The sequence below is a fragment of the Stenotrophomonas sp. YJH_SMC_131 genome (assembly GCF_059367975.1).
Window position 1 is genome coordinate 279105 of sequence record NZ_JCAFRJ010000004.1, and the last position, 23815, is coordinate 302919.

A 23815-nucleotide genomic window follows, 5' to 3' on the forward strand; every position below is an offset into this window, starting at 1 on the left:
GCCTGGGATAGTGCCGGCCGCTGGCCGGCACCCCGCAACACACTCCCGCGTGCGACTACGGGTTGGCGTCAAACACCACGGTCATGTTGCCCTCCCAATGCGAGCCTGGCGCCTTCAGCATCTCTGTTACGGCGTCCCGCCCTGCGGTGAACCGCAAGGTCGACCGCCGCTGCATCAGATAGCCATCCGGTGTGAAGCGCGGCGCCTGTGCGTCGTCGGGCGACAGCGGTGTATCCTGCGCCGGGCGCCCATCGCGCAGATTGCGCATGCCGGGCAGGGTGACGTCCACATCCACCGGTACAACCTCCCCAAGCGCGTGGTTGCGAATGCCGCAGCGATTGCCTGCGTCGTGCTCACAGCGCAGCTTCATGCTGAAGTCCATCGAGCTGGTCAGATGGAATGGCAGCTCCTGATAGAGGCGTGTCGGGGCACGGCCCTGATCGGTCCACTGCGCCCAACCTGCCTCCGGCGCCAGGTGCACCTGCGGATTGTCGCTGGGGAACCGTACCTGGAACTGGTGCGACACCGTGAAGCGGAACTTCAACGTGATCGGCTCGGTCGTGACGTCATCACCAAAGTCGATATCGCTGCCCGCGCCTCCCGCACTGTAGGTCAATTCTCCTTCATACACACCGTCGTTCAGCGACAATGGCGACGGCGCGGTTATGAGAAGGCCCAGACCAATCCAGGGCATCGCATAGTTGGCCGGCTGTGATAGCGGGTTATCTCCCTGAGAGTTGCACGGCTGCGGCATCTCAGGATTCTTCACTGTCCAGCCGAACCTGATATATGACCCGTAGCTGACGGTTTGAACGTAGCTGCATCCTCCACGCACCGTTCGAGTGAACACTGGATTGGTAACGCCTCCCGGTGTCATTTGACCACTGACGGTAGCAATCGTGATGCGGACCTCCGCTTCGCCACCCGTGGTGGTGTTTTGCAACATGACGTTGCGAGGGGCAGGCAAGCCAAGATAGAAGCGCTTGCGGACGTCGCCGTTATACTCGTAGGTCTTGTTCCACGACATCGGGACATCGACAGAGTAGGCACCATCCTCCGTGCAGAATTCTGGACGCCACGAACAGTAGATGCCAGGCGGCGTCGTGTTCCGGAAGACCATCCGGCCCGGGTCCAGGGCTGACGGGGCAAACTCTGCCGTGACCAGCACTTCTGCCGCACATGCACTTGCGGCCGCGCCAAGCCCAATCACGACCAGCCCTGCGCCTCGCAGCGCCGCCATCAGCGAGCGGATTCTCATTTCGTATGCTCCTCGGTTCTCGCGATCGACGGCGGGCATCCCGTCGCCCCCACCATCAACACATCTCCTTCCCTGGGGTAGCGCCCCTCCTCCATCGTCAGCGTGCAGCTGACCAGGTTGGGGTAGCGCAACTCCACCACCGGCGCACGGGCGCTCAGTTCAAGGGTAAAGAATCCATCCTCCTGGCTGACGCTGCGGCCGGCGTGGTTGATCACCTGCACGCCGCGCACACCGTTGCCGTCTGCATCCAGTACCTGGCCCATGACGGTGAAGGTGCGCAGCACGTCCAGCGTGGCATGCATCACGCCCCCCTTGTTGAGGTGATAGCTGACGACCGAGGGCTGCAGCGTTGCCGACGGCGCATGCCGCCCCTGGAAGTCGAACTGCACGTGGCCTGCGCGATACGCGGCCACCGGAACGAAGTTGCGGCCCGGGCGCAGCGCAACGCCGCCGCCGTGGCTGTCGTCCGCACGCAGGGCAAGATCGGGATAATCGCTGCGGACATCGACAATCAGCCCGGTGTCGGCGCTTCTGCCGCGCCCCTGCCCCAGCACGGCGGCGCGCCCACCGCCAATGACCACGGTGCTGTCGAGGTTGGCGGTGCCGCTGATGCGGCCCGACGCCGCGCCGCGGTAGACCTGCATGTCACCCTCCACAAACGCGCCCTGCAGCGAGGCACCCGCGCCTGCGCCCAGCCCGCCGCGTTCGGCGGTGACCGTGCCATTCACGCTCTGCAGTACGGCGCCGTCCACGCGCTGTGTGGAGGAGGCGGTCACATAGGTATCGCGGCGACCGGCATCGCCGGTGCGGCTGCCCAGGCTGCCGCTGTAGCTGCGTCGATCGCTGCCCAGCGAGACGCTCACCGTCAGGTCGATCCCGCGTTGCCGCCGATAGCCCGTGTAGCGGGCGCCGGGGCGGTCATAGGCGGAAACGCGCCAGTTGACATCGTGCTTGCCGAACACCGTCTCCCGGCGCCCGTAAGAGACATCGATGCCGGTCCCGCGGGTGAAGCCCGAACTGCGGGCCACGCGCAGGCTGGCAGTATCACGGTGCCCGAAACGATGCGTGATCGAGACGGCCGTCGTGTCCTGCCAGCCGCCGCGGGTCTCCCAGCGTGGGGCGCCGCTGTCGTCTGCCACGACGCGCTCGCGCTGCTCCACCCAACCGCGCGCATGGTTGGCCACCACCGAGCCGGCACGATAGCGGTACAGGCCCTGCAGGTCCACGCCGCGCCCGGCGTCGCTGGAGGTATAGACATTGGTGTACGTGCTGAAGCGGTCACTGGCCTGCCAGTCCATCGACACACCCGCCGCATGCCGCGCGCCGATCCGCTGCACGGTGGCCCCGGCCACCGCACGGGAATGCAACAGGTAATTGACCACGGCACCGGCCGCGGCGCCGCCCTCGCGGGCGCTTCCGGCGCTGGCCAGCAACCCGCGCTGCTGCCCTGCGAACGCGCTGTAGCGCCACCGCCGGCTGGGATCCTGCCAGCGGCTGGGCTTGTGGATGGAGGCGCTTTCGCGGGACGCTTCGCGGCCGTCCTGGACCACCCGCAGTTCCACATCGTAGATCCCGCCGGGTAGCCGGCGCGTATCGATTTCCTGGATGCCGGGTTTGACGGCCTGCGTGGACAGCAGGTTCCCGTCACGATAGATCTCCACCACGCCTTCGCCACTGGCGGTGACATAGACGGGATAGACACTGGGGCTTCGCGTATCGGCCAGCAGTACGTCCGAGGATCCGAACATCAGGCCCAGCGCCGTATCGTTCTGCGTACCCGGTGCCCGGGGCTGGCGCACAATGCCCTCGAAGGTGGGCAGGAAGTAGCCGGCGCGAACGAAATGATCGCCCAGTTCGCGCTGGGCATACAGGGCACTGAGGTAGTGCTCGCTGCTGCCGGGCTGGGCGTAGTACTGGTAGCTGCCAACCGTGCTCCAGTGGCCGGCACTGCCGCGCAGTTCAGCGCTGTAGCGCACGGTGGCCTGCTGTTCCTGGCCGCCGTGCACGGCAAGACTGTTGCGCACGATCAGCCCCCGGCTGCCCGCGTCCGGCAAGGCGATGTGGCGCCCCTCCTTCTGCGCGCCGGCAGGCGTCAGTACACTCAGCAGCGAGTTGGACAGACTGTAGTGCAGCGCTGCCATGCCCCGGCACTGATGCCTGCATACGCCCAGCGCCATCGGTTCAGCGAGTTGCTCGCCCCAACGGGCACGCTCGGTCTGTGCCAACCGGCTTTCGTGGCTGTCGCCAAAGCCGATCACCTGCACCCGGTTGTCTTCGTGCAGCAGAACCTCGGCGTCACCCAGATACTGCCCATCCAGCTCCACGCGCACGGTGAGCGGGTTGCCAAACAGGTGCTCGCGGAATTCGGCCGGCATGCGTTCGCGCTGCTGCAGCAGGCTGGGCAGCTCGCCCGGCGCGAGGCCGGCCGCCTGCGTTGACGTGGCAAGGACCACGGCACCGATCGCGGTCGCGAGCTGGGCCAGGCGGAATCGACGTTGGTTGGAGGACGAGAGCATGGGCGCTGTTCCGGCGTCCCCGCCGCGTCATTGGATGCGACGGGGCGCCTGAAAGGACTCAGGGAGTGATGTCGCTTTCGAAGATCATGTGGAACTGGCCACCGTAGCTGCCCTGCTTGTAGCCACCCGACGGCGCGGTCGGCGCGATGGCGAAGGCCAGCGACTTGCCCGCGGCGGCCTGGGCCGCGTTGGCAACGGTGATCTTGGCGGCGGCGGTTGCCGGAACCTCCACGTTGTCCAGCTTCACCACCAGGTCCACGACGTCTGCGGCCGACGCCATCTGTGCCGGCGACGTCAGGTAGGCGGTGATGGCAGCCGGCGACTTGATGTTGATGACGCGCCCGGTCAGTTCGCCCAGCGTTTCGCGCGCGGTGTCCCACGGCAGGTTCTGCGGCAGGCCTTCCCAGCCGTCAGGCGTGGACACCTGCAGGCCAGCGGTGTTCGGGACGTCGGCGGTCACGTTGACGGTGATCGACTTGGATTCGGTGGCTGCCAGGCTGACAGCCGGTGCGATGAGGGCTGCAGCGGCTGCAGCCAGGGCGTACTTCTTCAGGGACATGGAAATGCTCCGGGATCGGTGGATGGATACGATGGGATACGACGCCAGGACGAAGACACAGCCTCCCCGCCGGGCGCCTGGCGAACCCGGTGGGGACGTTGCAGAAAGGGGAGATGGGCGGACGATCAGCGGCGCGAGTCGATGCTGCGGCGGTCGTCGCCCTCCCTCAGGTCGTAGCGGGCGAACCGGCTGTCGTCGGCCTGCAGCGCATAGGTTCGCCCGGGCCGGACATGGACGATGATGCCGGGCGTGCAGGCATCCGGACTGTTTCGCTCGCAGTACCGCAGGTTGTCCAGCACCACCGTGGCGTTGCCACCGTTGTGCACGTGACCGTCCTGCACACGGGTGTCATAGCGCGTGTTCCGCGGTGCCACGAACAGGATGGTGCCGTAGCCGGTGAACACGCGAACTGCCGAGGTCAGCCCGGTGATCTCCTGCACCTGCGCATCGCTGAGTGAGAATTCCTCGGCGCTGGGCACCACCGGAATGAAGCGGAGCCGGTAGTAGCGCTCCTCATCACGGTCACCGCGATAGACCAGGCGCGTCGCCTGTTGGCCGTTGGCGGCAATGATCAGGCGGCTGGGGCTGGCGATCACCCCGTGCGCGCCAGGTGCATTGCGTACCAGCGCCACGGTGTCCACTGGCGTTTCGACAACCTTGCCGTCTGCATCGAAGTGCATCTGGGTGACCTCAACGCGCACGTATGCGGTCACATCACCGGTATTGCGTATGCGCTTGAGCAGGTTGCTGTGCGCGGGCGCAAGATGATCGAACAGGAGACCCACATTGATCTGTGGTGTCGTGGCATGAGCGCTGCTGGCGAACAGGGCCAGCAGGAGGAGAAGGAGTGCGCGTTGCATGACGAACCCGCGGGGAGAGGCGAGCGGCTAGTTTCACGGCAGATTTGCAATCAGGCCATGCAACAACTTGCAAAAAGGTCAGATATTTCCGACCTCGCAAAGTGGCTCCGCCCAGGTCAACCCGGAAATCCTGTCCGCGCACTCGGCCGCGGCGGTCTGGCCCGTTGCACATCGCGGCGGCACGCCCTGGAACAGCATCGACGGCCGGTACACGCATGGGGCGTGCGGGTGAACGGTGGCCCACCGCCATCTGGCGACCCGGTCGGTTCTTCGCAGCTCGCTTACAGATCCGGGCCGAATATCCGGCCGTGGCCATCCAGACCCATGGCCCGCGTCCCCACTTCTGGAGCCTGTCATGACCGGTATTCGCTACGTTCCTGCTGTCCTCGTCATCACCATCGGCCTGCTGCTGGGCGCCTGTTCCAGAACCCAGGAGGCGAGCAAGGCCACCGCCGCCGAGGACGTCACCGAAGTGAAGCTGATACCGCCGTATGAGTCGCTGGACAAGAACAAGGACGGCATCGTCACGCTGGCCGAAGTGGATGCCGTGGCACCCGACTGGGCCGAGCGCCTGCATGCCTGCGATACCGACCGTGACAAGACGTTGACCCGTGGCGAGTACGACGTCTGCAAGCAGACCAGCGGCGCGCATTGACCCACCACAGAACCCTCGATCGGCACCGCATACGCCCGGCTATACCAAGGTATAGCCGGGCTAACCCACGGGCCTCTAGGACTACCCCATTCAGGGGCGGACAATAGCGCCACTGGCCAGGGCAACCCTGGCTGGCACCCTCCCCTCATGGAGACGCAGATGGACCCCGACCCTGCCGGGCGCACCGCGCCCCGGATGACCGCTTGTTGCCTGTTCCTGGCGCCTGCCCGCCGGTCCCTGCCTGCCTGAGTGACGGGGGATCGCCAGGCGCCGCCTGCCTGGAGATCACCCCCATGTCCTACAAGATCCTCTACATCACCCTGCGCCGCCTGATTGGCGAGCGCGATGTTGCCGCCCTGCGCAGCCAGCTGCTGCAGCACGGCCCGGTCATGTTCGCCCGTTCGCTGTCGCTCGGTTCGCCGCGCGTGGTGGCTGACGCGCTGTCGCTGCTGCCGATCAGCGAGCGCATCACCGTGCTGCGCCATCTGCCCTACCCGCTGCGCGATGCGATGAAGCCGCTATGCATCGGCGGCAGCCAGCGCCTGCACATGCAGCCGTGGTCGCCGGCGGTGCTGGCCATGCGCCACGCCTGATCTGTCTCACCCATTCCGTTCGTGTTCCGGCTGCGGCCGGCTCTGACATTCGAGGAGCGTCCCATGAGCCTGCTCAACGCCTGGTTCAACGCCTTCCTGCGCAGCCGTCGCGCAGGCAACCTGTTCCGCCGTCGTGCGATGCCCGAAGCCGGCTTTGGCCCGGGCAGCGCCGAAGCGGCGCCGTTCGCGCTTACCACCGGCCTGGTCACCCTTGCCCAGCAGGAAGAAGCCGAGCTGCTGGCCACGCTGGAGTCGCATGCCGATGGCCTGAGCCCGCATGAAGCCGAGGAGCGGCTGGCCACGCTCGGCCCCAACGAGGTGGATCACGAAAAGCCGCTGCCGTGGTGGCGGCACCTGTGGCAGTGCTACCGCAATCCGTTCAACCTGCTGCTGACCGTACTGGCGGCGGTGTCCTGGCTGACCGAGGACATCAAGGCCACGATCGTGATTGGTGCGATGGTACTGCTGTCCACGCTGATCCGCTTCGTGCAGGAAGGCCGCTCCAACCGCGCCGCCGAGCGGCTGAAGGCGCTGGTCGGCAACACCGCGCGCGTGCTGCGCCGCAATCCGGGCACCGAGGCCGCCGATGTGGCCGACCAGTACTTCGGCGCGCACCTGCACAGCCGTCGTCCGGCTCGCCTGCTGGACCTGCCGATCCGTGAGCTGGTGCCCGGTGACCACATCGTGCTGTCGGCCGGCGACATGATTCCGGCCGATTGCCGCGTACTGACCGCCAAGGACCTGTTCGTGGCACAGGCCGCAATGACCGGCGAGTCGCTGCCGGTGGAAAAGTTCGCGCACCCCGGCGACGGCCTGGCTGGCCTGCTGGAGCAGCACAACCTGCTGTTCATGGGCACCAACGTGGTGTCAGGCACCGCCACCGCCGTGGTGCTGGCCACCGGCAACCGCACCTACTTCGGCACGCTGGCCCAGCGCAGCACCGCCACCGACCGTGCGCCCACCGCGTTCCAGGCCGGCGTCAACAGTGTCAGCTGGCTGCTGATCCGCTTCGCGCTGGTGATGGTGCCGTTCGTCCTGCTGATCAACGGCTGGACCAAGGGCGACTGGACCGAGGCGTTCCTGTTCGCGCTGTCGGTGGCGGTGGGCTTGACGCCGGAAATGCTGCCGATGATCGTCACCTCCACCCTGGCCAAGGGCGCGGTGCTGCTGTCGCGGCGCAAGGTGATCGTCAAGCGCCTGGATGCGATCCAGAACTTCGGCGCGATGGAAGTGCTGTGCACCGACAAGACCGGCACGCTCACCCAGGACAGGATCGCGCTGGAGCGCCACACCGATGTGTTCGGTCACGATTCGGAAGACGTGCTGAAGTTCGCTTACCTCAACAGCCACTTCCAGACCGGGCTGATCAACCTGCTGGACCGCGCGGTGCTGGAGCACGTGGAGCTGCAGAGTTCGCTGCGGCTGTCGCAGGACTACCACAAGGTGGACGAGATTCCGTTCGACTTCGAGCGCCGCCGCATGTCGGTGGTGGTGTCCGAGCGCGAGGACCACCATGAGCTGATCTGCAAGGGCGCGGTGGAAGAGATGCTGGCGGTGTGCAGCACCGTGCGCGAGAACGGCCAGGACATGCCACTGGACGAGCGCCGCCTGGCGCGGGTGCGGCAGACCACCGAGGAACTGAACGAACAGGGCCTGCGCGTGGTGGCGGTGGCGATGAAGGAGACCGCGGCCAGTCAGAGCGCCTACTCGCAAGCGGACGAGTGTGGTTTGACGCTGGTCGGCTACGTGGCCTTCCTGGACCCGCCGAAGGAGTCGGCTGCGCAGGCGCTGCAGGCGCTGGCCGCACACGGTGTCGAGGTCAAGGTCTTCACTGGCGACAACGAACTGGTGACCGCCCGTGTCTGCGCACAGGTGGGGCTGGACGCGGACACCATCCTGACCGGCCCGCAGATCGAGCGCATGGACGACGGCGCGCTGTCGCGGGCGCTGCACCACCATCGCGTGTTTGCCCGGCTGACGCCGCTGCACAAGGAGCGGCTGGTACGCGAGCTGCGGGCGCAGGGCAAGGTGGTCGGCTTCCTCGGTGACGGCATCAACGATGCGCCGGCGCTGCGCGCAGCCGATATCGGCATCAGCGTGGACAGCGCGGTGGACATCGCCAAGGAGGCGGCCGACATCATCCTGCTGGAAAAGAACCTGATGGTGCTGGAGGAAGGCGTCATCCAGGGCCGGCGCACGTTCAACAACATGCTGAAGTACATCCGCATGACCGCCAGCTCCAACTTCGGCAATGTGTTCTCGGTGCTGGTGGCCTCGGCCTTCCTGCCGTTCCTGCCGATGCTGCCGCTCCAGCTGCTGGTGCAGAACCTGCTGTATGACATCTCGCAGATCGCCATTCCGTTCGACAACGTGGATGAGGAACTGGTACGCAAGCCGCTGAAGTGGAACCCGGCGGACATCGGCCGCTTCATGGTGTTCTTCGGGCCGATCAGCTCGCTCTTCGACCTGAGCTGTTTCGCGCTGATGTGGTACGTGTTCGATGCACGCACGCCGGCCGACCAGGGCCTGTTCCAGTCCGGCTGGTTCGTGGTCGGCCTGCTGACCCAGACCCTGATCGTGCACATGATCCGCACGCCGAAGGTGCCGTTCCTGCAGAGCATCGCCGCGCCGCCACTGCTGCTGATGACCGGCCTGATCATGGCCATCGGCGTGGCCCTGCCGATGAGCCCGCTGGCCGGCTACTTCAAGCTTCAGGCCCTGCCGGCCGGCTACTGGCCGTTCCTGGTGGCGATCCTGTTCGGCTATGCGGTGCTGACCACCGCGCTGAAGAAGTTCTACATCCGTCGTTACGGCTGGCAGTAAGCGCCCGCCGCTTGTCCAGGGAGAAACACAATGGACATCAATCCGAACCTGCCGGCGTTCAACGCCGGCGCCACGCTCAGCTCGCTGATCAGCCTGTCGGTGGCGTTCGTGCTGGGCACGGTCATCGGCCTGGAGCGGCAGCTGCGGCAACGCACCGCCGGCCTGCGTACCAACACGCTGGTGGCGGTGGGTGCGGCAGTGTTCGTTGATCTGGCGGTGCGCTTCCATGACCTGTACGGCGGACCACCCTCGCCGCTGCATGTGGTGGCCTATGTGATCTCCGGCGTCGGCTTCCTCGGCGCCGGCGCGATCATGAAGGACGGCGCGCAGGTGTCCGGCCTGAACACCGCCGCCACCCTGTGGGGATCGGCGGCGGTGGGAGCATGTGCAGGTATCAAGCTGCTGCCGGAAGCGGTGCTGGCCGCCGTCTTCGTGCTGGCCGCCAATACCCTGCTGCGGCCGGTGGTGAACCGCATCCAGCGGCAGCCGCTGCCGGAAGCGTTCAGCGAGGCGACCTATGCGATCAACGTGGTCTGCCAGCGCGAGCAGCAGGCCGAGGTGCTGGACCAGCTGTTGCTGCTGCTTGAGCAGGCGCAGTACCCGGTGCGCGCGGTGGACCAGCGCCCGTTCGGTGAGCGCGATGTGGAGATCGAAGCGGTGCTGTATGCCACCACGGTGGATGCCGGCGAACTGGACGCCGTACTTGCGACGCTGGCGACCACGCCCGGTGTGCTGCAGGGATTCTGGAACGCCAGCCTGGAGGAGTAGTGCCGGCCGCTGGCCGGCAACACCGTGCACCGCTTTGGTAGGTGCCGACCTTGGTCGGCAGAGAACCTTCAGAGACCGTGTCCATCCCTGCGCTAGTGCCGGCCGCTGGCCGGCAACCTCATGAGCTCCGGCAACACCGTGCAGTTGCCGGCCAGCGGCCGGCACTACCAGGCATCGTTCTGGCTTGTGCCGACCAACGGTCGGCACCCACAGCAAAAGAGCCTGCCGACCAAGATCGGCATCTGCCGATGGCGGCTTTGCTATCCTTTCACCCCACGCCAGGGAGCCGTCCCGATGCCATCGCTGTCGCCCCGCCGCCCGCTGGTGCTGCTGGCCCTGATCGTCGTGATGGCCGCGATCTTCCTGATCGACACCGTCACCGATTACGCGGTTGCTGCTGCCTGCTTCTACGCAGCGGTCATCCTCGCGGCATCGCGCGTGCTGGGTGCGCGCGGGCTGATCTCCCTGGCCATCGCCTGCATCGCGCTGACCGGGCTGAGTTTCTTCCTGACCCGCTTCGGCACCTACCGCATCGGCCTGGTCAATTCGGTGATCGGCATGCTGGTGATCGGCATCACCACCTACCTCGCCCTGAACATGGAAGCGGCCAAGGCCGCCGTGCAGGAAGCACAGGGTCGCCTGCTGAGGGTAGCGCGCGCCTCCACCGTGGGCGAGCTGACCACCTCCATCGCCCACGAAGTGAACCAGCCGCTGGCGGCCATCGCCAGCAGCGCCGAAGCCTGCCAACGCTGGCTGGCGCAGGACCCGCCGAACGTGGACAAGGCCCGGCAGACCGTAGCCCGCATCCTGGCAGACGCGCACCGCGCCGGTGACGTGATCGCCCGCATCCGCGGCCTGACCCAGGGCGCGGCACCGGAACGGCGCGCCTTCGACCTGAACCAGGCGGTGGAGGAAATGCTGGCGTTGTCGCGCAGCGAACTGGACCAGCATGGCGTGGCCGTGGCCCTGCTGCTGGACGCCGACCTGCCGCCGGTGCAGGCCGATCGCGTACAGGTGCAGCAGGTGATCGGCAACCTGATCCTCAATGCGGTGGATGCAATGGAAGCCGTACCCGCAGGCGACCGGCGTCTGTCGCTGCTGACCCGGCGTGAGGGCCAACGGGTCAGCCTCAGCGTACGCGATCGTGGCGTCGGCCTGCCCGCCGAGCATCCCGAGCGCGTGTTCGACGCGTTCTGGACCACCAAGTCACACGGGTTGGGGCTGGGCCTCAGCCTGAGCCGCTCGATGATCGAGGCCAACGACGGCCAGATCCGCGCCGAACGACCGGCAGGCGGGGGTGCCTGCTTCGTCTTCGACCTGCCCGTCGCCACGGATGTCCACCATGCGTAAGCCCACTGCACCCATCGCCGATCCGGCGCCCATTGTCTATGTGGTCGACGACGATCCGTCGGTGCGCGCGGCGCTGGAAGACCTGCTGGCCTCGATGGGCCTGCAGGTGCGGGCCTTCGCCTCCACCCAGGCCTTCCTCGAACACGACCTGGAAGACGCGCCGGCCTGCCTGGTGCTGGACGTGCGCATGCCCGGCCAGAGCGGTCTTGAATTCCATCGCACGATGGGCAGCCATGGCCTGCAGCTCCCCGTGGTGTTCATCACCGGCCACGGCGACATCGCGATGGGTGTCAACGCGATCAAGGACGGTGCCATCGAATTCCTGACCAAGCCCTTTCGCGACCAGGAACTGCTGGATGCGATCCACAAGGGCATCGAGATCGACCGCCAGCGCCGCCGCGAGGGCGAGGCGCTCGATGCCCTGCAGCAGCGCTGGAACACGCTCAACGCGGGTGAGCGCGAGGTGGTCGATGGCGTGGTGCGTGGCCGCCTCAACAAGCAGATCGCCGGCGACCTCGGCGTCAGTGAGATCACGGTGAAGGTGCGCCGCGCACAGGTGATGCGCAAGATGGGCGCGCGCACCCTGGTCGATCTGGTGCGCATGTACGACCGCCTGCAGGCGGGGACGCCATGAACGTCCACGTCGCCTTGCTGCGCGCGGTCAACGTCGGCGGCACCGGCAGGCTGCCGATGCGCGAACTGGTGGCGATGTGCGAGGACGCAGGCTTCGCCGATGTCCGCACGTACATCGCCAGCGGCAATGTGGTGTTGCGCAGCTCGCTCGACGAAACGGGCGTGCGCCAGGCCCTCGGCCAGCGGCTCCAGGAATATGCCGGCAAGCCGGTGGGCGTACTGGTGCGTTCGGCCAGCGAGATCGCAGGCGTGGTGGCACGCAATCCGTTTCCGGATGCCGCCGGCAACCGTGTGGTCGCCCTGTTCCTCGACGGCAGCCTGCCTGCCGACCCGCTTGATGGCGTGACCGGCCGGCGCGACGAACAGCTTGCACTCGGCACGCGCGAGATCTTCATCCACTACGGCGCCGGCATGGCCGACTCGCGCCTGCGCATTCCCGGCTCGGCACAGGGCACGGCGCGCAATCTCAATACCGTCGCCCGGCTCGCGGCGATGGCAGCGGAACTCCGCTAGATCTCGTCCGGCAGGCTGTAGACCAGCCGGTAGTCATGGCGGCCCTCGCTGATGGTGATCTCCAGCGTGCCGCTCAGGCCGAGCAGTCCTTCACTGCCCGAATCGGGCACCACCACAACGCTCAGCTCCGGCCTGCCCCGGGTCATCAGTCCGTTGTGCTGCAGGGTGAACCCACCCTGGCGCCCGGCCAGCGTGGCCGTTACCCGCTCCATCGCCACGTAGCCGGCCGAGCCCTGTACCGGCGTGCGGAAGGCCAGCATCTGGCCGACGCTGCTGCCGTGCAGGTCGCCGGCGAAGGTCTTGTTGATCGACATCACCGCAATCGGGCCGTCATTGCCACCGATCGGCCGCAGATCCACTTCAAACGTACCGTGTGCTTCGCCCTGCATCCTGCTCTCCCCTCTGGTCGGTTCAACGCTGCTACTTCTTCGTGGCCAGCACGATCACCCCGGCCAGCACCAGGCCGATGCCGCTCCACTCCCGCAGGCTGGGCCGCTCGCCCAGCAGAAGATAGGCCAGCACGATCACCAGCACCACGCTGAACTTGTCTACCACGGCCACCTTGGCCAGCTCACCGCGCTGTAGTGCGCGGAAGTAGAACAGCCACGACGCACCGGTGGCCAGCGCCGACAGCACCAGGAACAGCTGGGTGCGCCCCGGCAGCAGCAACGGGTTGGACCATTTGCCGGTGACCACCACCAGCGGCAGGATCACCGCCGCCACCACCAGGGTACGGATGGCCATGGCCAGGTCCGGGTCGACACCCTTGACGCCGACCTTGGCGAACAGCGCGGTCAGCGCTGCGAACACGGCGGACAGTCCCGCCCAGAGCAACCATTGCGGTACGTTCTGCACGAAGCCCTCGCTTGCCGCAACCGATGAGCGTGCGCCAACGCTACTCCACCCTGCCATCGGTGGGGCTTCACCTGCCCATCACCGCCGCTACAATGGGACGGAATCGCCAGGGGGGCGATCTGCAGGGAATGCGCCATGCTTGAACAGGACACCACCCTCGCCCAAACCGGGCCGTCGGCCCTTGACCGGGCCCACCTGTCGTGCGCCGCACGGCTGCCGCTCCCCTTCCCCTTCGTTTCGCAGCAACCTGCCCGTTCCGCGCGGCAGGTTCCTCATTGCCTGCCCTGACCGGAGCCGTCGAAATGTCCGAGAACACCCTCCTTGCCACGCCGGCCGCTACCGCGCCGATCAAGTACCTCGACCGCGCCATGGCCACGCTGCGCAGCCTGGGCCTGGCCGCTCCCCAGGACAACAACGCACCGGCCATCGCGCTGGTCTCGCAGCTGTCCACCCTTGACCAGGGCCGCGTGGTGGCCATTGCCCGCGTGCTGCAGCAGTCCGGGCATTTCAATGCCGTGATGCGTGATGAAATCAGCTCGGCCAAAGTGTCCGACCGCTATACCGAGATCATCCGCGCCTTCGACAGCATCCGTGACGATGCCAGCACCATGGTCGAGCAGGTGCGCGACGGCAGGATCGACATGGGCGAGCGCCTGCAGAACCTGTGGATGAAGGTCACCCGCGGCGACATCCCGAGCCGGTTCGAGAAGATCCGCCGCACATTCCTGGAAGTCAGCCGCGATTCGGCCGAGCAGCTGCAGCGCGAGTCGCGCGTGCTGGAGATGTACGGCGACTTCCGCCTGTCGATCAAGGATGCCGAGATCCAGGCCCATGAGCTGTTGAAGCTGCAGGAGCAGGCGCTGGCCGATGCCCGCGAGGCGCTGAAGCAGGCGCAGCAGCGCGTGGAGTCGACCGATCCGGCCGCCGATGCTGCCGACACCGGCCGCCTGGTCATGGCCCGCGACGAGGCCCTGCGCAACAACCAGGCCGAGGAGTCGCGCTACCAGCTGGCCAAGGACCTGGCCGAGAACCTGCAGGTGAACTACGCCACCTCCGAGGCGATCATGCTGCGCGTGCACCAGTCGCACGAGATCAAGCGCCGCGTCAACGAGCGCTCGGTGGTGTTCTTCTCCACCAATGAAACCAGCTTCACCGCCTTGAACCTGGCCTTCACCACGCAGATGGGCCTGCACGAGTCCACGCAGGCGCTCAATGCGATGACCGAGGGCACCTCCAAGGGCCTGGAAGCGGTGGCCAACATTGGCGATGACGTGCTGCACGAGGGCCTGAAGGCCGGCTACGGCGCCACCATCGGCGTCGATTCGGTGCGCAAGCTGGTCGATGCGGTGGTGCGCTTCCAGGAGACCTCGCTGCAGGAGATCGAGCAGCTGCGCGGCCAGGCGACCCGCGACTCGGCCGAGATCGCCGAGTATGTCGAACAGGGCAAGCAGCGCTTCGCCGCCCTGCTGCAGGCGCCGCCGAGCCCGGAGCCGCGCTGAGGTGAGTGCGACGATGGCCCCTGCCGAGCTGCAGGATGCGCTGCTGACCATGGATGTGGTCGACCAGCTGCGCTACCGCAACGCCGAAATGAAGGCGCTGGCCGACAGCGGCCACGACAAGGCGACGCTGAAGCAGCGCCTGCTTGAGCTGTACCGCTCGCAGGGTATCGAGGTCTCCGACGAGATCCTCGAGGCCGGCATCCAGGCCCAGCGCGAGCAGCGCTACCTCTACACCGCGCCGCGTGGCTGGAAGGCGTGGCTGGCGCGGCGCTGGATTGATCGGGCCCGCCTGTTGAAGTGGGCGCTGCTGGCGGCCTTCCTGCTGCTGGTGCTCGGCATGCTGCTGTTCATGGCGCGCAGCTTCGGAGCGTTCGTGCACGAGAGCAACGTGCAGAAGAACGTGCAGGTGCTGAACGACAAGGTGGCCGCGCAGCAACAGGAGGCTGCTGCAGCGCGCGCCCTGCTGGCGGCACAGGAACAGGCCCTGCAGGGGCTGCTGCCACGTGCCACGGCCAGCGGTGGGCGCCTGCAGCCACTGGCCGAAGGCGCACAGGCCGCGCTGGCCGAAGCACAGCGGCGCTTCGCCGGGGTTCCCGCCGCACTGGCCGCACAGCCGACCCTTGTGCGCAAGGACAAGCTCACCCGGCTCAGCAGTGGTGGCAGTGCCACCGGCGAGCAGGCGGCCGCGCAGGTTGAGCAGCATCGGCAGGCCGCCGCGCAGCTGCTGGCGAATGCCAGGGAAACCCTGCCGCCGCTGACCGAGCGGGTGAACATTCTCGGCCAGGCGATCGAGGCCAGCGAGCTGCTGGATACCACCAACGCCGCCGCAAAGGCGGCACGCCTCGCGCCGGATGCAGAGCAGGCGCGCGCACGCGCCTACACCGGCGGCGACGTGGCACTGCGCGCGGGCGACATCGCCGCGGCCGGCCAGGCGGTAGCGACCCTGAAGGAGCTGATCGGCAGCGCCGACACGCTGGCCGCGCTCAACGAGCGGTTGGCCCAGCTCAAGGCCGACGGCCTCGCCACCGGTGTCGCCGGCGAAGACCGCAAGCGCTTCGAACGTGCGCTGGAGCAGGCCGCCCGCCTGATCCGGGTCGAGACGCTGGCCGAAGCCGGGCCGGCCCTGGACGAGGTCAGCCAGCTGGTGGGGCTGCTGTCGCAGACCCTGGTCTACCGCATCGTCAACCGTGACGATGAACGCACCGGCGTCTGGCGCTACAACGAGAAGGCCAATGGTGGCCGCAACTACTATCTGGTGACCGAAGCGCTGGACGAGGCCGGCAATGCTGCCGAACTGCCGATCCGCAACGAGGAAACCGGCAAGGAGGAACGGGTCTCGGTGTTTGCCGTACGCGTGCCCGAGGCCACCTACAACCGGGTTGCCGCCGACAAGCAGGACAACGGCATCATCGAAGACGACCAGATCGGCAGCAAGCCGCGCGGCAGCCTGTCGCCGCGGTTCCGCATGCCCGCCACCGGTGGCTACATCACCCAATGGTGATGGGTAAGGAACTGACATGAGAGACCTGAACGACGCGATTGCCGATGTCGAAACCGATATCGGCCAGGTGCAGGCACAACTGGCCGCGCGTGGCGACCAGTGCCGGGAGCTGATCAAGGAACAGGAAGCGCTGCACGGGCGGGTCCGCGACGACTTCAACGCCCTGGCGCGCCTGCAGGCCGAGGCCGCAAACGATGCGCCGCCGATGCTGGCCCGGGACCTGCTGCAGCAGTCCAGCGCCGATCTGCAGCGCCGTGACCGCAAAGCGGCGGTGCTGGACGACGAACTGCAGGCGCTGCTGGACATCGAGCAGTCGTTGCAGCAGCGGTCGCAGGAGGCCGTTGCCGCACGCGACGCCGCCGGCGGACGCTGGCAGGCCCTGCAGGACCAGGTGGACACCACGCTGGAAGCGGAACCTACCTACAGGGCGCTGCAGGACGACCTGCAGCTGGCCGTGGCGCGTGCCGACACGGTCGAGCGCATGGCTTCCTCTGCCCAATCGGAGCATGACGCCAAGGCCGGCGCCTATCAGGCCGACCCGATCTTCATGTACCTGCACCGGCGCAGCTACGGCAGCACGGCCTACCGCGGCTGGCCACTGGTGCGCACCGTCGACGGCTGGCTGGCCGAACTGTGCGGCTTTGACCGTGCCCGTCGCGAGTACGCCACGCTGGTCGAGCTTCCGCCCTATCTGCAGGAACATGCCCGACGCGCCCGCGACGACGTGGAGGCGGCCCGCCAACCGGTACAGCAGGCCCGCGATGCCGCCCTCGCCCGCGCCGGTGGCGACCCGCTGCGCCAGCAGCTGCAGACGGCACAGGGCGCAGTAGCGCAGGCGCTGCTGGCCGAGCAGCTGCATCGTCAGACCGTGGATGCCAAGCAGGCACAGATCGACGGCTTCCGCAGTTGGACCGATGCCGAAGGCAGCGCCCTGCTCACCGCGCTGGCGCGCACGCTGTCGGCCAAGAGCATGGACGACCTGTACCGGCGCGTGGCCGCCACCGCCTCCGGCGAGGACGATGCCGTGCTCGGGCGCATCCATCGCAGTCGCCTGCGCCTGGGCGAGATCGATGGGATGGTAGGCGAGCACACCCGCGAAATGGCCGTGCTGAAAAAGCGCCTGGACAGCCTGCAGGCGGCGCGGAGGAGCTACCAGGCGGCAGCAGACATCGAGCGCCAGGCCTACGAGGCGCCGAGCTACCGGGCCGCCGCGCCGGCCACCGTCGCCGCATCCTTCTTCAGCACCACCAGCAGCCGAAGCACCACCCGCTCCTCTGGCGGCCTGTTCGACCTGCTTTCGGGCGGTTCCAGCAGTTCCGGCTCGGGTTCGAGCTCCAGTTCGAGCTCCAGCTCCAGCTCCAGCTCCAGTTCCAGCGGCAGCAGCTTCCACAGCGGCGGTGGTATCAGCGGCGGCGGTGACTTCAAGACCGGCGGCGGGTTCTAGCCCGGCAACGGCCGGGTGCGCCGCTTCAGCCGCGCATCCAGCAACCCCACGCCCAGCAGCACCAGGCTGGTCAGCCATCCGGCGGCCAGCAGGTGCATCCAGGGCAACACCAGGCCCAGCATCAGTAGTGCGGCGGCGCCCAGCAGGTGCGAGGGCGGCGCGCGCCCATAGACCACGTGCTTGTACAGGGCACTGCCCAGCAGATAGATCAGCGGGCCCGCCACCATCACCGTGGCGTACACCGTGGTGACGGCCGCCGCCGGATGGTCCATGACCAGATCGTTGCCCACCGCGGTGGCGATGATGCCGGCGATCAGCAGGGCATGCACGTAATGGAAATTGGCGCCCATCCGGCCCGGGTCTTCGGCGTGGGTGATGGCCTCTGTGGCATCGCGGCTGGAGATGCCGAAGTACAGCCACCACATGGCAATCGTGCCAGCGAAGGTGGCCAGCACCGCCGAGATCACCTGCAGGCTCCAGTGCTCGACGTCGCTGAGCACGCCCCCGGTGGCCAGCAACGTCTCGCCCAGTGCGACGATGACGAACAGCTGGCAGCGTTCGGCCAGGTGACCGCCCTCGATGGTCCAGTCGCGGGTGTGCGACCGGCCCATGCCCGGGAACGCGAAGCCGAACATCGGCGAGATGTATTCGCAGGCCGCCGCCATCGCCCACAGTGCCAGCCGCAGGTGGCCCTCGGCCGCCGCGCCGGCCAGCCAGAAGCAGGCCGACACGCTGACCCAGGCCAGCATGCGGCGGAAATTCGGCGCCAACGTATGGTTGCGGCCGACTTCCAGCAGCACGAACGCGGTGCGTCCGACCTGCATCGTGGCGTACGCCCCGGCGAAGATCCACGCACGATCGGCGAACGCCTCGGGAATGGACGAGGACATCAACAACGCCAGCAGCATGGTGGCGAACATCAGGCCCCGGATGCGCGGCGCCTCCGGGTCGAACCAGTTGCTGACCCAGCACGCGTACTGCCAGCCGAGCCAGACCGCGAACCACAGCACCAGGGTCTGCAGCACGCCGGCCAGATCCAGGTGGTGCAGCAGATGGTGGCTGAGCTGGGTGACCGCGAACACGTAGACCAGGTCGAAGAACAGTTCTTCGTAGGTCACGCGGGCATGATGGCCATCGCGGTGGCGCAGCGCGGGCAGGCGCAGTCGGGTACTCATGGAACTCCTTCAGCGCGCCAGGCGCCAGTACAGGAAACCGGCAAGTAGCGCCGGCACGGCGAATACCAGCAACAGGATCGGCAGCTCCTCGCGTACCGCGTAGCCGGCCTTGCTGACCCCTACCCACATGTTGGCCACGGCCACCAGCAGCCAGGTGGCGATGAAGGCGATCAGTGCCGTGGGCAGCTGCGAGGTGCCCGTGCTCCAGAGATGGCCAAACAGCACGAATACCCCCAGCAGCAGTACGCCACCCAGCATCACCATGAGCACGTGCATGGTCCACCTCCTTGAGCCTGGTAGCAGGCTAGCCCCGGCCGATTCTGCGCTCCAGCCCGTGGAGGTGGATTCACAATCCATGGCCAGCGAACAATCCCTGGGCAGGCTGCGGCGCACCTTATCGCAGCCATGAATTATTCGCGAAACGGTCCGCCCGGCCCGCGTGGTAGTTTCATCCGACCCTGCCCAGACACCTCTCCGCCATGCGCCTTTGCCTGACGACCCTTGCCCTGACTGCCACACTTGCCTTTGATGTGACTGCCGCCGACGCACCGCTGCCGCAGCTGCAGGCCTACACCGTGGACGCCTCGTGGCTGCAGCCGATGGCACCGCTGCAAATTGCCGACCACACTTGGCAGATCGGCACCGAGGACCTGACCGCGCTGCTGGTGCAGACCGCCGACGGTGCGGTACTGCTCGACGGCGGCATGCCGCAGATGGCCGGTCACCTGCTGGACAACATGAAGGCACGCGGGGTGGCAGCACAGGATCTACGGCTGATCCTGCTCAGCCACGCACACGCCGACCATGCCGGGCCAGTGGCGGAGCTGAAGCGCCGTACCGGCGCCAGCGTAGCGGCCAACGCCGAATCGGCCGTGCTGCTGGCGCGCGGTGGCAGCAACGACCTGCACTTTGGCGACAGCATCACCTTTCCGCCGGCCAGCGCCGACCGCATCATCATGGATGGCGAAGGGGTCACCGTAGGCGGCATCGCGTTCACCGCGCACTTCATGCCGGGGCACACCCCAGGCAGCACCGCCTGGACCTGGACCGATACCCGCGATGGCCAGCCGGTGCGCATCGCCTACGCCGACAGCCTGAGTGCGCCGGGCTACCAGCTGCAGGGCAACGCCCGTTATCCCCGCCTGGTCGAGGACTACCGGCGCAGCTTCGCTACGGTGCGCGGCCTGCCCTGCGACCTGCTGCTGACGCCGCATCCGGGCGCCAGCAACTGGAACTATGCCGCGGGTGCAGAGGCCGGAGCCAACGCCCTGACCTGCAAGGCCTACGCGGATGCGGCCGAGAAGAAGTTCGACGCACAGCTGGCCAAGGAAACGGCCGGAGCCCGCTGATCCTGTAGAGCCGAGCCCATGCTCGGCTTGCCGGCCAAACACAGCCGAGCATAAGCTCGGCTCTACACAAGACGCGTCGAAGGGTGCCGGTCAGGACGACCGGCACCCGCCTTCCATCAGCCACCCTGCCCGTGCTGGGCAAACGGCTCGGTGCTGCCGTCGGTCCGCACCAGCTCGACGGTGTACGACTGCACGTAACCATCCGGCATTTCCATGCCCGGCGAACCGGCCAGCATGCCGGGCAGCACCAGCCCGCGTGCGGCCGGGCGTTCGGCCAGCAGGCGCTTGATGTCCTCGGCCGGGATGTGGCCTTCGACCACATAACCGCCGATCTCGGCGGTATGGCAGGAGGCCTTGCCGACCGGCACGCCCAGGCGGACCTTGATCGGATTCATGTCATCGGTATCGCGCACGTCCACCTGGAAGCCCGCGGCCTTCAGATGGTCGACCCAGATACCGCAACAGCCACAGCTGGCGGTCTTGTGCACGATGGCCACCGGCAGGGCCGGATCGACCTTGGCCGGGCTGGCCTGGATCGGTGCCACCGGAGCCTTGCTGGCGACCGGTGCGGCGGCGGATTCTTCGGCGGCACGTGCACAGGCGGTGGTGGCCAGCACGGTGCCCAGCAGCAGGCCGAGGGAGAGAGAACGGTTCATTGAGTGATTCCTTTGCTGAGGCGGGCAACGCGGCCCGCCGCCCGCGCATCGAAGGCGCAGGCAGAGGCGAGAAAGAGCCGAACAGTCATGGCAGGCGCTTGAGCGCCTGCAGGACATCACACGATGGGGGGACGCAACGGGTCCGGCATCGGCGGCGATGCGCGTTGCTGGGAACGGGCAGCTACAGGCGCCTCACGCCACGGCGAGGCGGGCGTTCCACTCAACGTGGCCAGCATGCCAAGGCAGGCTGGCGGGCATTCGCACTCACCGCTCTGGCAGGCCGCCCGGGCCGCATCATCGCAGCAGCCGGCTGCCGCCAGCGCAGCCGCGTGCGGTGCAGCGCAGTGATCCTGGTTGGCCGACCCGCCGTACGAAGACGAGCCAAGCGCCAGCGCCGGTGCATTCAGCACCAGGGCAACGAGCAGCATCCATCGCAGCAGCAGGCCAGGCAGGTTCACCCGCCGATGATAGCCGATGCGCGTCACGCAATCGCCGCCGCCATCGCCCGCATCCGCACCGGGATCGACTTCGCTGCGGGTGTGCCGCTGATCCGGTCGTAGTAGTCCAGCGGCAGCAACGGGTTCAGTTCCGGGTAGTAACCGGCCAGCGCGCCGCGCGGCATTGGGTAGTCCAGCACCGTCAGGCCCTCGATGCGGCGCTGCACGCCATCGCCGCTGATCGTCTCCAGGCTGACCAGCGCTTCCTTCTCCAGCCCGCGCGCCAGCCGGTCCTCGATATTCATGAACAGCACCATGCGATCGTTGTACACGCCGCGATAGCGATCGTTGTAGCTGTAGATGGTGGTGTTGTACTGATCATGCGAGCGTACCGTGGCCAACCGCAGCATGTCCGGATCGTGCACCGGATCGTCCACGTCCAGGCCGGGCATCACCAGGATGTTGGCCTTGCCATTGGGCGTGGGCCACACCCGGCGGCGCGGCGGAATGTCCAGATGGAAACCGTGTGGCTGCTGGATGCGCTCGTTGAAGCCGGTGTAGATCTCCGGATACACCGCGGCAATCAGCTCGCGGATGGGCGCGTAGTCGTGCATGCAGCCGGCCCAGTCAACCCTGCTGTCGGGCAGCGTGGCCAGTGCCATCCGGCAGACGATCTCGACCTCGGGCAACACCTCGGCACTGACCGGCTCCAGTACCCCGCGCGACGCGGTGACATTCGACATCGCGTCTTCGATGGTGACGAACTGCTCGCCGGCGGGCGTAACGATGCGCTCCGAGCGCGCCACCACCGGCAGGATCAGTGCATCGCGGCCATGGACCAGGTGCCCGCGGTTGAGCTTGGTGGCAATGCCCACGGTGAGCTCCAGGCCACGCATTGCCTCATACGCACGCGGGGTATCGGGCACGGCATGGATGAAGTTGCCACCCAGGCCGATGAACACCTTGGCGCTGCCGTCCAGCATCGCCTCGATGGATTCGACCACATGGTGGCCATGCTCGCGCGGCGGGTCGAAGCCGAACACCTGCTGCACGCGGTCCAGATAGGCCGGCTTGGGCTTCTCGTCGATGCCGACGGTGCGGTCGCCCTGCACATTGGAATGCCCACGGATCGGTCCGATGCCGGCGCCGGGCTTGCCGAAGTTGCCACGCAGCAACAGCAGGTTGGCGACCTGCTGCAGCAGGCGCGAGCCGTACTGGTGCTGGGTCAGCCCCATGCCGTAGCAGATCACGGTGGCCTTGGAACGGATGTAGATCTCCGCACAGCGGCGGATCTGCGCCTGCGAAATGCCGGACACCTGCACGATCTGGTCCCAGTCCTGCGCCATCACGTCTTCGCGCAGCGCCTCCAGGCCCACCGTGTGTTCCGACAGGAAATCATGGTCGAGCACGCGCTCGCCCTGTGCCTCACGCTCGAACATCACCTTCATCATGCCCTTGATCAGGGCCAGGTCGCCGCCGATGCGGATATGCACGAACTCGCTGGTGATCTCGGTCGAACCGAACGTGGCCATCTGCACCACGTCCTGCGGCTCGGCGAAGCGGATCAGCGCACGCTCGGGCATCGGATTGACCGCCACGATCGGGATGCCGCGTTTACGCGCCTCGACCAGGTTGCTCATCATCCGCGGTGAATTGGTGCCGGTATTCTGGCCGATCACGAAGATCGCCTCGGCATGCTCGAAGTCCTGCAGCACGATGGTGCCCTTGCCCACCCCGATGGCCGGCGGCAGGCCACGGCTGGTCGGCTCGTGGCACATGTTCGAGCAGTCCGGGAAATTATTGGTGCCGAACTCGCGCACGAAGATCGAATACAGGAACGCGGCTTCATTGGGCGTGCGGCCGGAGGTGTAGAACTCGGCCTGGTGCGGGCTGTCCAGCGCCTGCAGGTGGCGGCCGATCAGCGCGAAGGCATCGTCCCAGCTGCACGGCACGTAGTGGTCGGTGGCTGCGTCGTAGCGCATCGGCTCGGTCAGCCGGCCCTGCATCTCCAGCCAGTAGTCGGTCTGCGCCATCAGTTCGGTCACGGTGTACCGGGCGAACAGTTCGCGGCCGGCGCGGAACTGGGTGGCTTCCCAGGCCAGTGCCTTCGCGCCGTTCTCGCAGAACTCCAGCTTCTTGCGTTCGTCGGCATCGGGGAACGCGCAGCTGGGGCACTTGAAGCCACCGGGCTGGTTCATCGCCAGCAATGCCTTCGATCCCTTGCCGATCACACTCTGCTGCAGCAGCACCTTGGCCGTGGCGCCGGCGGCACCCCAGCCTCCGGCGGGCTGGTTGTAGGGCTTGTAACGCGGCGGTTTCTGCTCGGACATGTTCGGGAACCTGGCAGTAGGAACACAACAACGAACGGCAC

At 67.2% G+C, this 23815-nt stretch carries 21 protein-coding genes; 11 read left to right on the forward strand and 10 right to left on the reverse strand.

Annotation, left to right across the window (positions count from 1 at the left end):
- Positions 1-55: 55 nt before the first annotated feature.
- The 4 genes from AC5P56_RS10935 to AC5P56_RS10950 all read right to left on the reverse strand — a co-directional run bounded on the left by AC5P56_RS10935 (position 56) and on the right by AC5P56_RS10950 (position 5193).
- The gene (locus AC5P56_RS10935) at positions 56-1258 is read right to left on the reverse strand and encodes a hypothetical protein (protein ID WP_197604659.1); all 1203 of its coding nucleotides are present in this window, start codon (positions 1256-1258) and stop codon (positions 56-58) included.
- Complete coding sequence (locus AC5P56_RS10940) at positions 1255-3774, reverse strand: TcfC E-set like domain-containing protein (RefSeq protein ID WP_197604661.1); 2520 nt, start codon at positions 3772-3774, stop codon at positions 1255-1257. Before AC5P56_RS10940 ends, AC5P56_RS10935 begins: the two co-directional genes overlap by 4 nt.
- A 58-nt stretch (positions 3775-3832) precedes the next feature.
- Entirely contained in the window at positions 3833-4333 is a 501-nt protein-coding gene (locus tag AC5P56_RS10945; RefSeq protein WP_046430838.1) for a CS1 type fimbrial major subunit, read from the reverse strand.
- A 125-nt stretch (positions 4334-4458) separates the two neighbouring features.
- Positions 4459-5193: a CS1 fimbrial subunit B flags: Precursor gene (locus AC5P56_RS10950; protein WP_329767855.1), complete on the reverse strand. Its 735-nt coding sequence runs from the start codon at positions 5191-5193 to the stop codon at positions 4459-4461.
- A 355-nt stretch (positions 5194-5548) separates the two neighbouring features.
- Between AC5P56_RS10950 and AC5P56_RS10955 the strand changes: the two genes are divergently transcribed.
- The 7 genes from AC5P56_RS10955 (at position 5549) to AC5P56_RS10985 (ending at position 12528) form a co-directional block, all read left to right on the forward strand.
- The gene (locus AC5P56_RS10955) at positions 5549-5848 is read left to right on the forward strand and encodes an EF-hand domain-containing protein (protein WP_049439579.1); all 300 of its coding nucleotides are present in this window, start codon (positions 5549-5551) and stop codon (positions 5846-5848) included.
- 293 nt (positions 5849-6141) lie between these two features.
- Positions 6142-6441, forward strand: coding sequence for a hypothetical protein (locus AC5P56_RS10960; RefSeq protein WP_005413574.1), 300 nt, complete (start codon positions 6142-6144; stop codon positions 6439-6441).
- Between the two features lie 63 nt (positions 6442-6504).
- Complete coding sequence (mgtA, locus tag AC5P56_RS10965) at positions 6505-9264, forward strand: magnesium-translocating P-type ATPase (protein ID WP_049439576.1); 2760 nt, start codon at positions 6505-6507, stop codon at positions 9262-9264.
- A 30-nt stretch (positions 9265-9294) separates the two neighbouring features.
- Positions 9295-10032, forward strand: coding sequence for an MgtC/SapB family protein (locus tag AC5P56_RS10970; RefSeq protein ID WP_005416700.1), 738 nt, complete (start codon positions 9295-9297; stop codon positions 10030-10032).
- A 294-nt stretch (positions 10033-10326) separates the two neighbouring features.
- Complete coding sequence (locus AC5P56_RS10975; RefSeq protein ID WP_197604665.1) at positions 10327-11382, forward strand: ATP-binding protein; 1056 nt, start codon at positions 10327-10329, stop codon at positions 11380-11382.
- The gene (locus tag AC5P56_RS10980) at positions 11375-12016 is read left to right on the forward strand and encodes a response regulator transcription factor (protein WP_014647295.1); all 642 of its coding nucleotides are present in this window, start codon (positions 11375-11377) and stop codon (positions 12014-12016) included. The genes AC5P56_RS10975 and AC5P56_RS10980 overlap by 8 nt, the downstream gene beginning before the upstream one ends.
- A complete protein-coding gene (locus AC5P56_RS10985) occupies positions 12013-12528 on the forward strand; it encodes a DUF1697 domain-containing protein (protein ID WP_197604667.1) in 516 nt (171 codons plus the stop codon). Before AC5P56_RS10980 ends, AC5P56_RS10985 begins: the two co-directional genes overlap by 4 nt.
- On the opposite strand, the gene AC5P56_RS10990 is transcribed toward AC5P56_RS10985, so the two are convergent.
- Together AC5P56_RS10990 and AC5P56_RS10995 are read right to left on the reverse strand one after the other, a co-directional pair.
- Positions 12525-12917: a DUF3224 domain-containing protein gene (locus tag AC5P56_RS10990; RefSeq protein ID WP_126412339.1), complete on the reverse strand. Its 393-nt coding sequence runs from the start codon at positions 12915-12917 to the stop codon at positions 12525-12527. The genes AC5P56_RS10985 and AC5P56_RS10990 overlap by 4 nt on opposite strands.
- Positions 12918-12948: 31 nt before the next feature.
- Positions 12949-13383, reverse strand: coding sequence for an EamA family transporter (locus tag AC5P56_RS10995; protein WP_126412341.1), 435 nt, complete (start codon positions 13381-13383; stop codon positions 12949-12951).
- A 302-nt stretch (positions 13384-13685) separates the two neighbouring features.
- Here AC5P56_RS10995 and AC5P56_RS11000 point away from each other — a divergent pair, with 302 nt between their 5' ends.
- From AC5P56_RS11000 to AC5P56_RS11010, 3 genes are read left to right on the forward strand one after another with little or no spacing between them, the layout of a single operon-like run.
- The gene (locus AC5P56_RS11000; RefSeq protein ID WP_241886888.1) at positions 13686-14882 is read left to right on the forward strand and encodes a cell surface protein; all 1197 of its coding nucleotides are present in this window, start codon (positions 13686-13688) and stop codon (positions 14880-14882) included.
- Positions 14883-14895: 13 nt separating this feature from the next.
- On the forward strand, positions 14896-16383 hold the full coding sequence (locus AC5P56_RS11005) for a DUF6384 family protein (RefSeq protein ID WP_495231641.1): 1488 nt from the start codon (positions 14896-14898) through the stop codon (positions 16381-16383).
- 16 nt (positions 16384-16399) lie between these two features.
- The gene (locus AC5P56_RS11010; RefSeq protein ID WP_495231642.1) at positions 16400-17827 is read left to right on the forward strand and encodes a coiled-coil domain-containing protein; all 1428 of its coding nucleotides are present in this window, start codon (positions 16400-16402) and stop codon (positions 17825-17827) included.
- On the opposite strand, the gene AC5P56_RS11015 is transcribed toward AC5P56_RS11010, so the two are convergent.
- Positions 17824-19002, reverse strand: coding sequence for a low temperature requirement protein A (locus AC5P56_RS11015; RefSeq protein ID WP_164077891.1), 1179 nt, complete (start codon positions 19000-19002; stop codon positions 17824-17826). The genes AC5P56_RS11010 and AC5P56_RS11015 overlap by 4 nt on opposite strands.
- A 9-nt stretch (positions 19003-19011) precedes the next feature.
- Complete coding sequence (locus AC5P56_RS11020; protein WP_014647303.1) at positions 19012-19278, reverse strand: hypothetical protein; 267 nt, start codon at positions 19276-19278, stop codon at positions 19012-19014.
- A gap of 203 nt (positions 19279-19481) precedes the next feature.
- Here AC5P56_RS11020 and blaL1 point away from each other — a divergent pair, with 203 nt between their 5' ends.
- On the forward strand, positions 19482-20351 hold the full coding sequence (gene blaL1 / locus AC5P56_RS11025; RefSeq protein WP_481452604.1) for a L1 family subclass B3 metallo-beta-lactamase: 870 nt from the start codon (positions 19482-19484) through the stop codon (positions 20349-20351).
- 116 nt (positions 20352-20467) lie between these two features.
- On the opposite strand, the gene AC5P56_RS11030 is transcribed toward blaL1, so the two are convergent.
- Both AC5P56_RS11030 and AC5P56_RS11035 read right to left on the reverse strand, forming a co-directional pair.
- A complete protein-coding gene (locus AC5P56_RS11030) occupies positions 20468-21007 on the reverse strand; it encodes a DUF411 domain-containing protein (protein ID WP_495231643.1) in 540 nt (179 codons plus the stop codon).
- A 481-nt stretch (positions 21008-21488) separates the two neighbouring features.
- Positions 21489-23774 (reverse strand): FdhF/YdeP family oxidoreductase, encoded by a 2286-nt coding sequence (locus tag AC5P56_RS11035; protein WP_014647307.1) that lies wholly within the window; start codon positions 23772-23774, stop codon positions 21489-21491.
- Positions 23775-23815 lie beyond the last annotated feature (41 nt).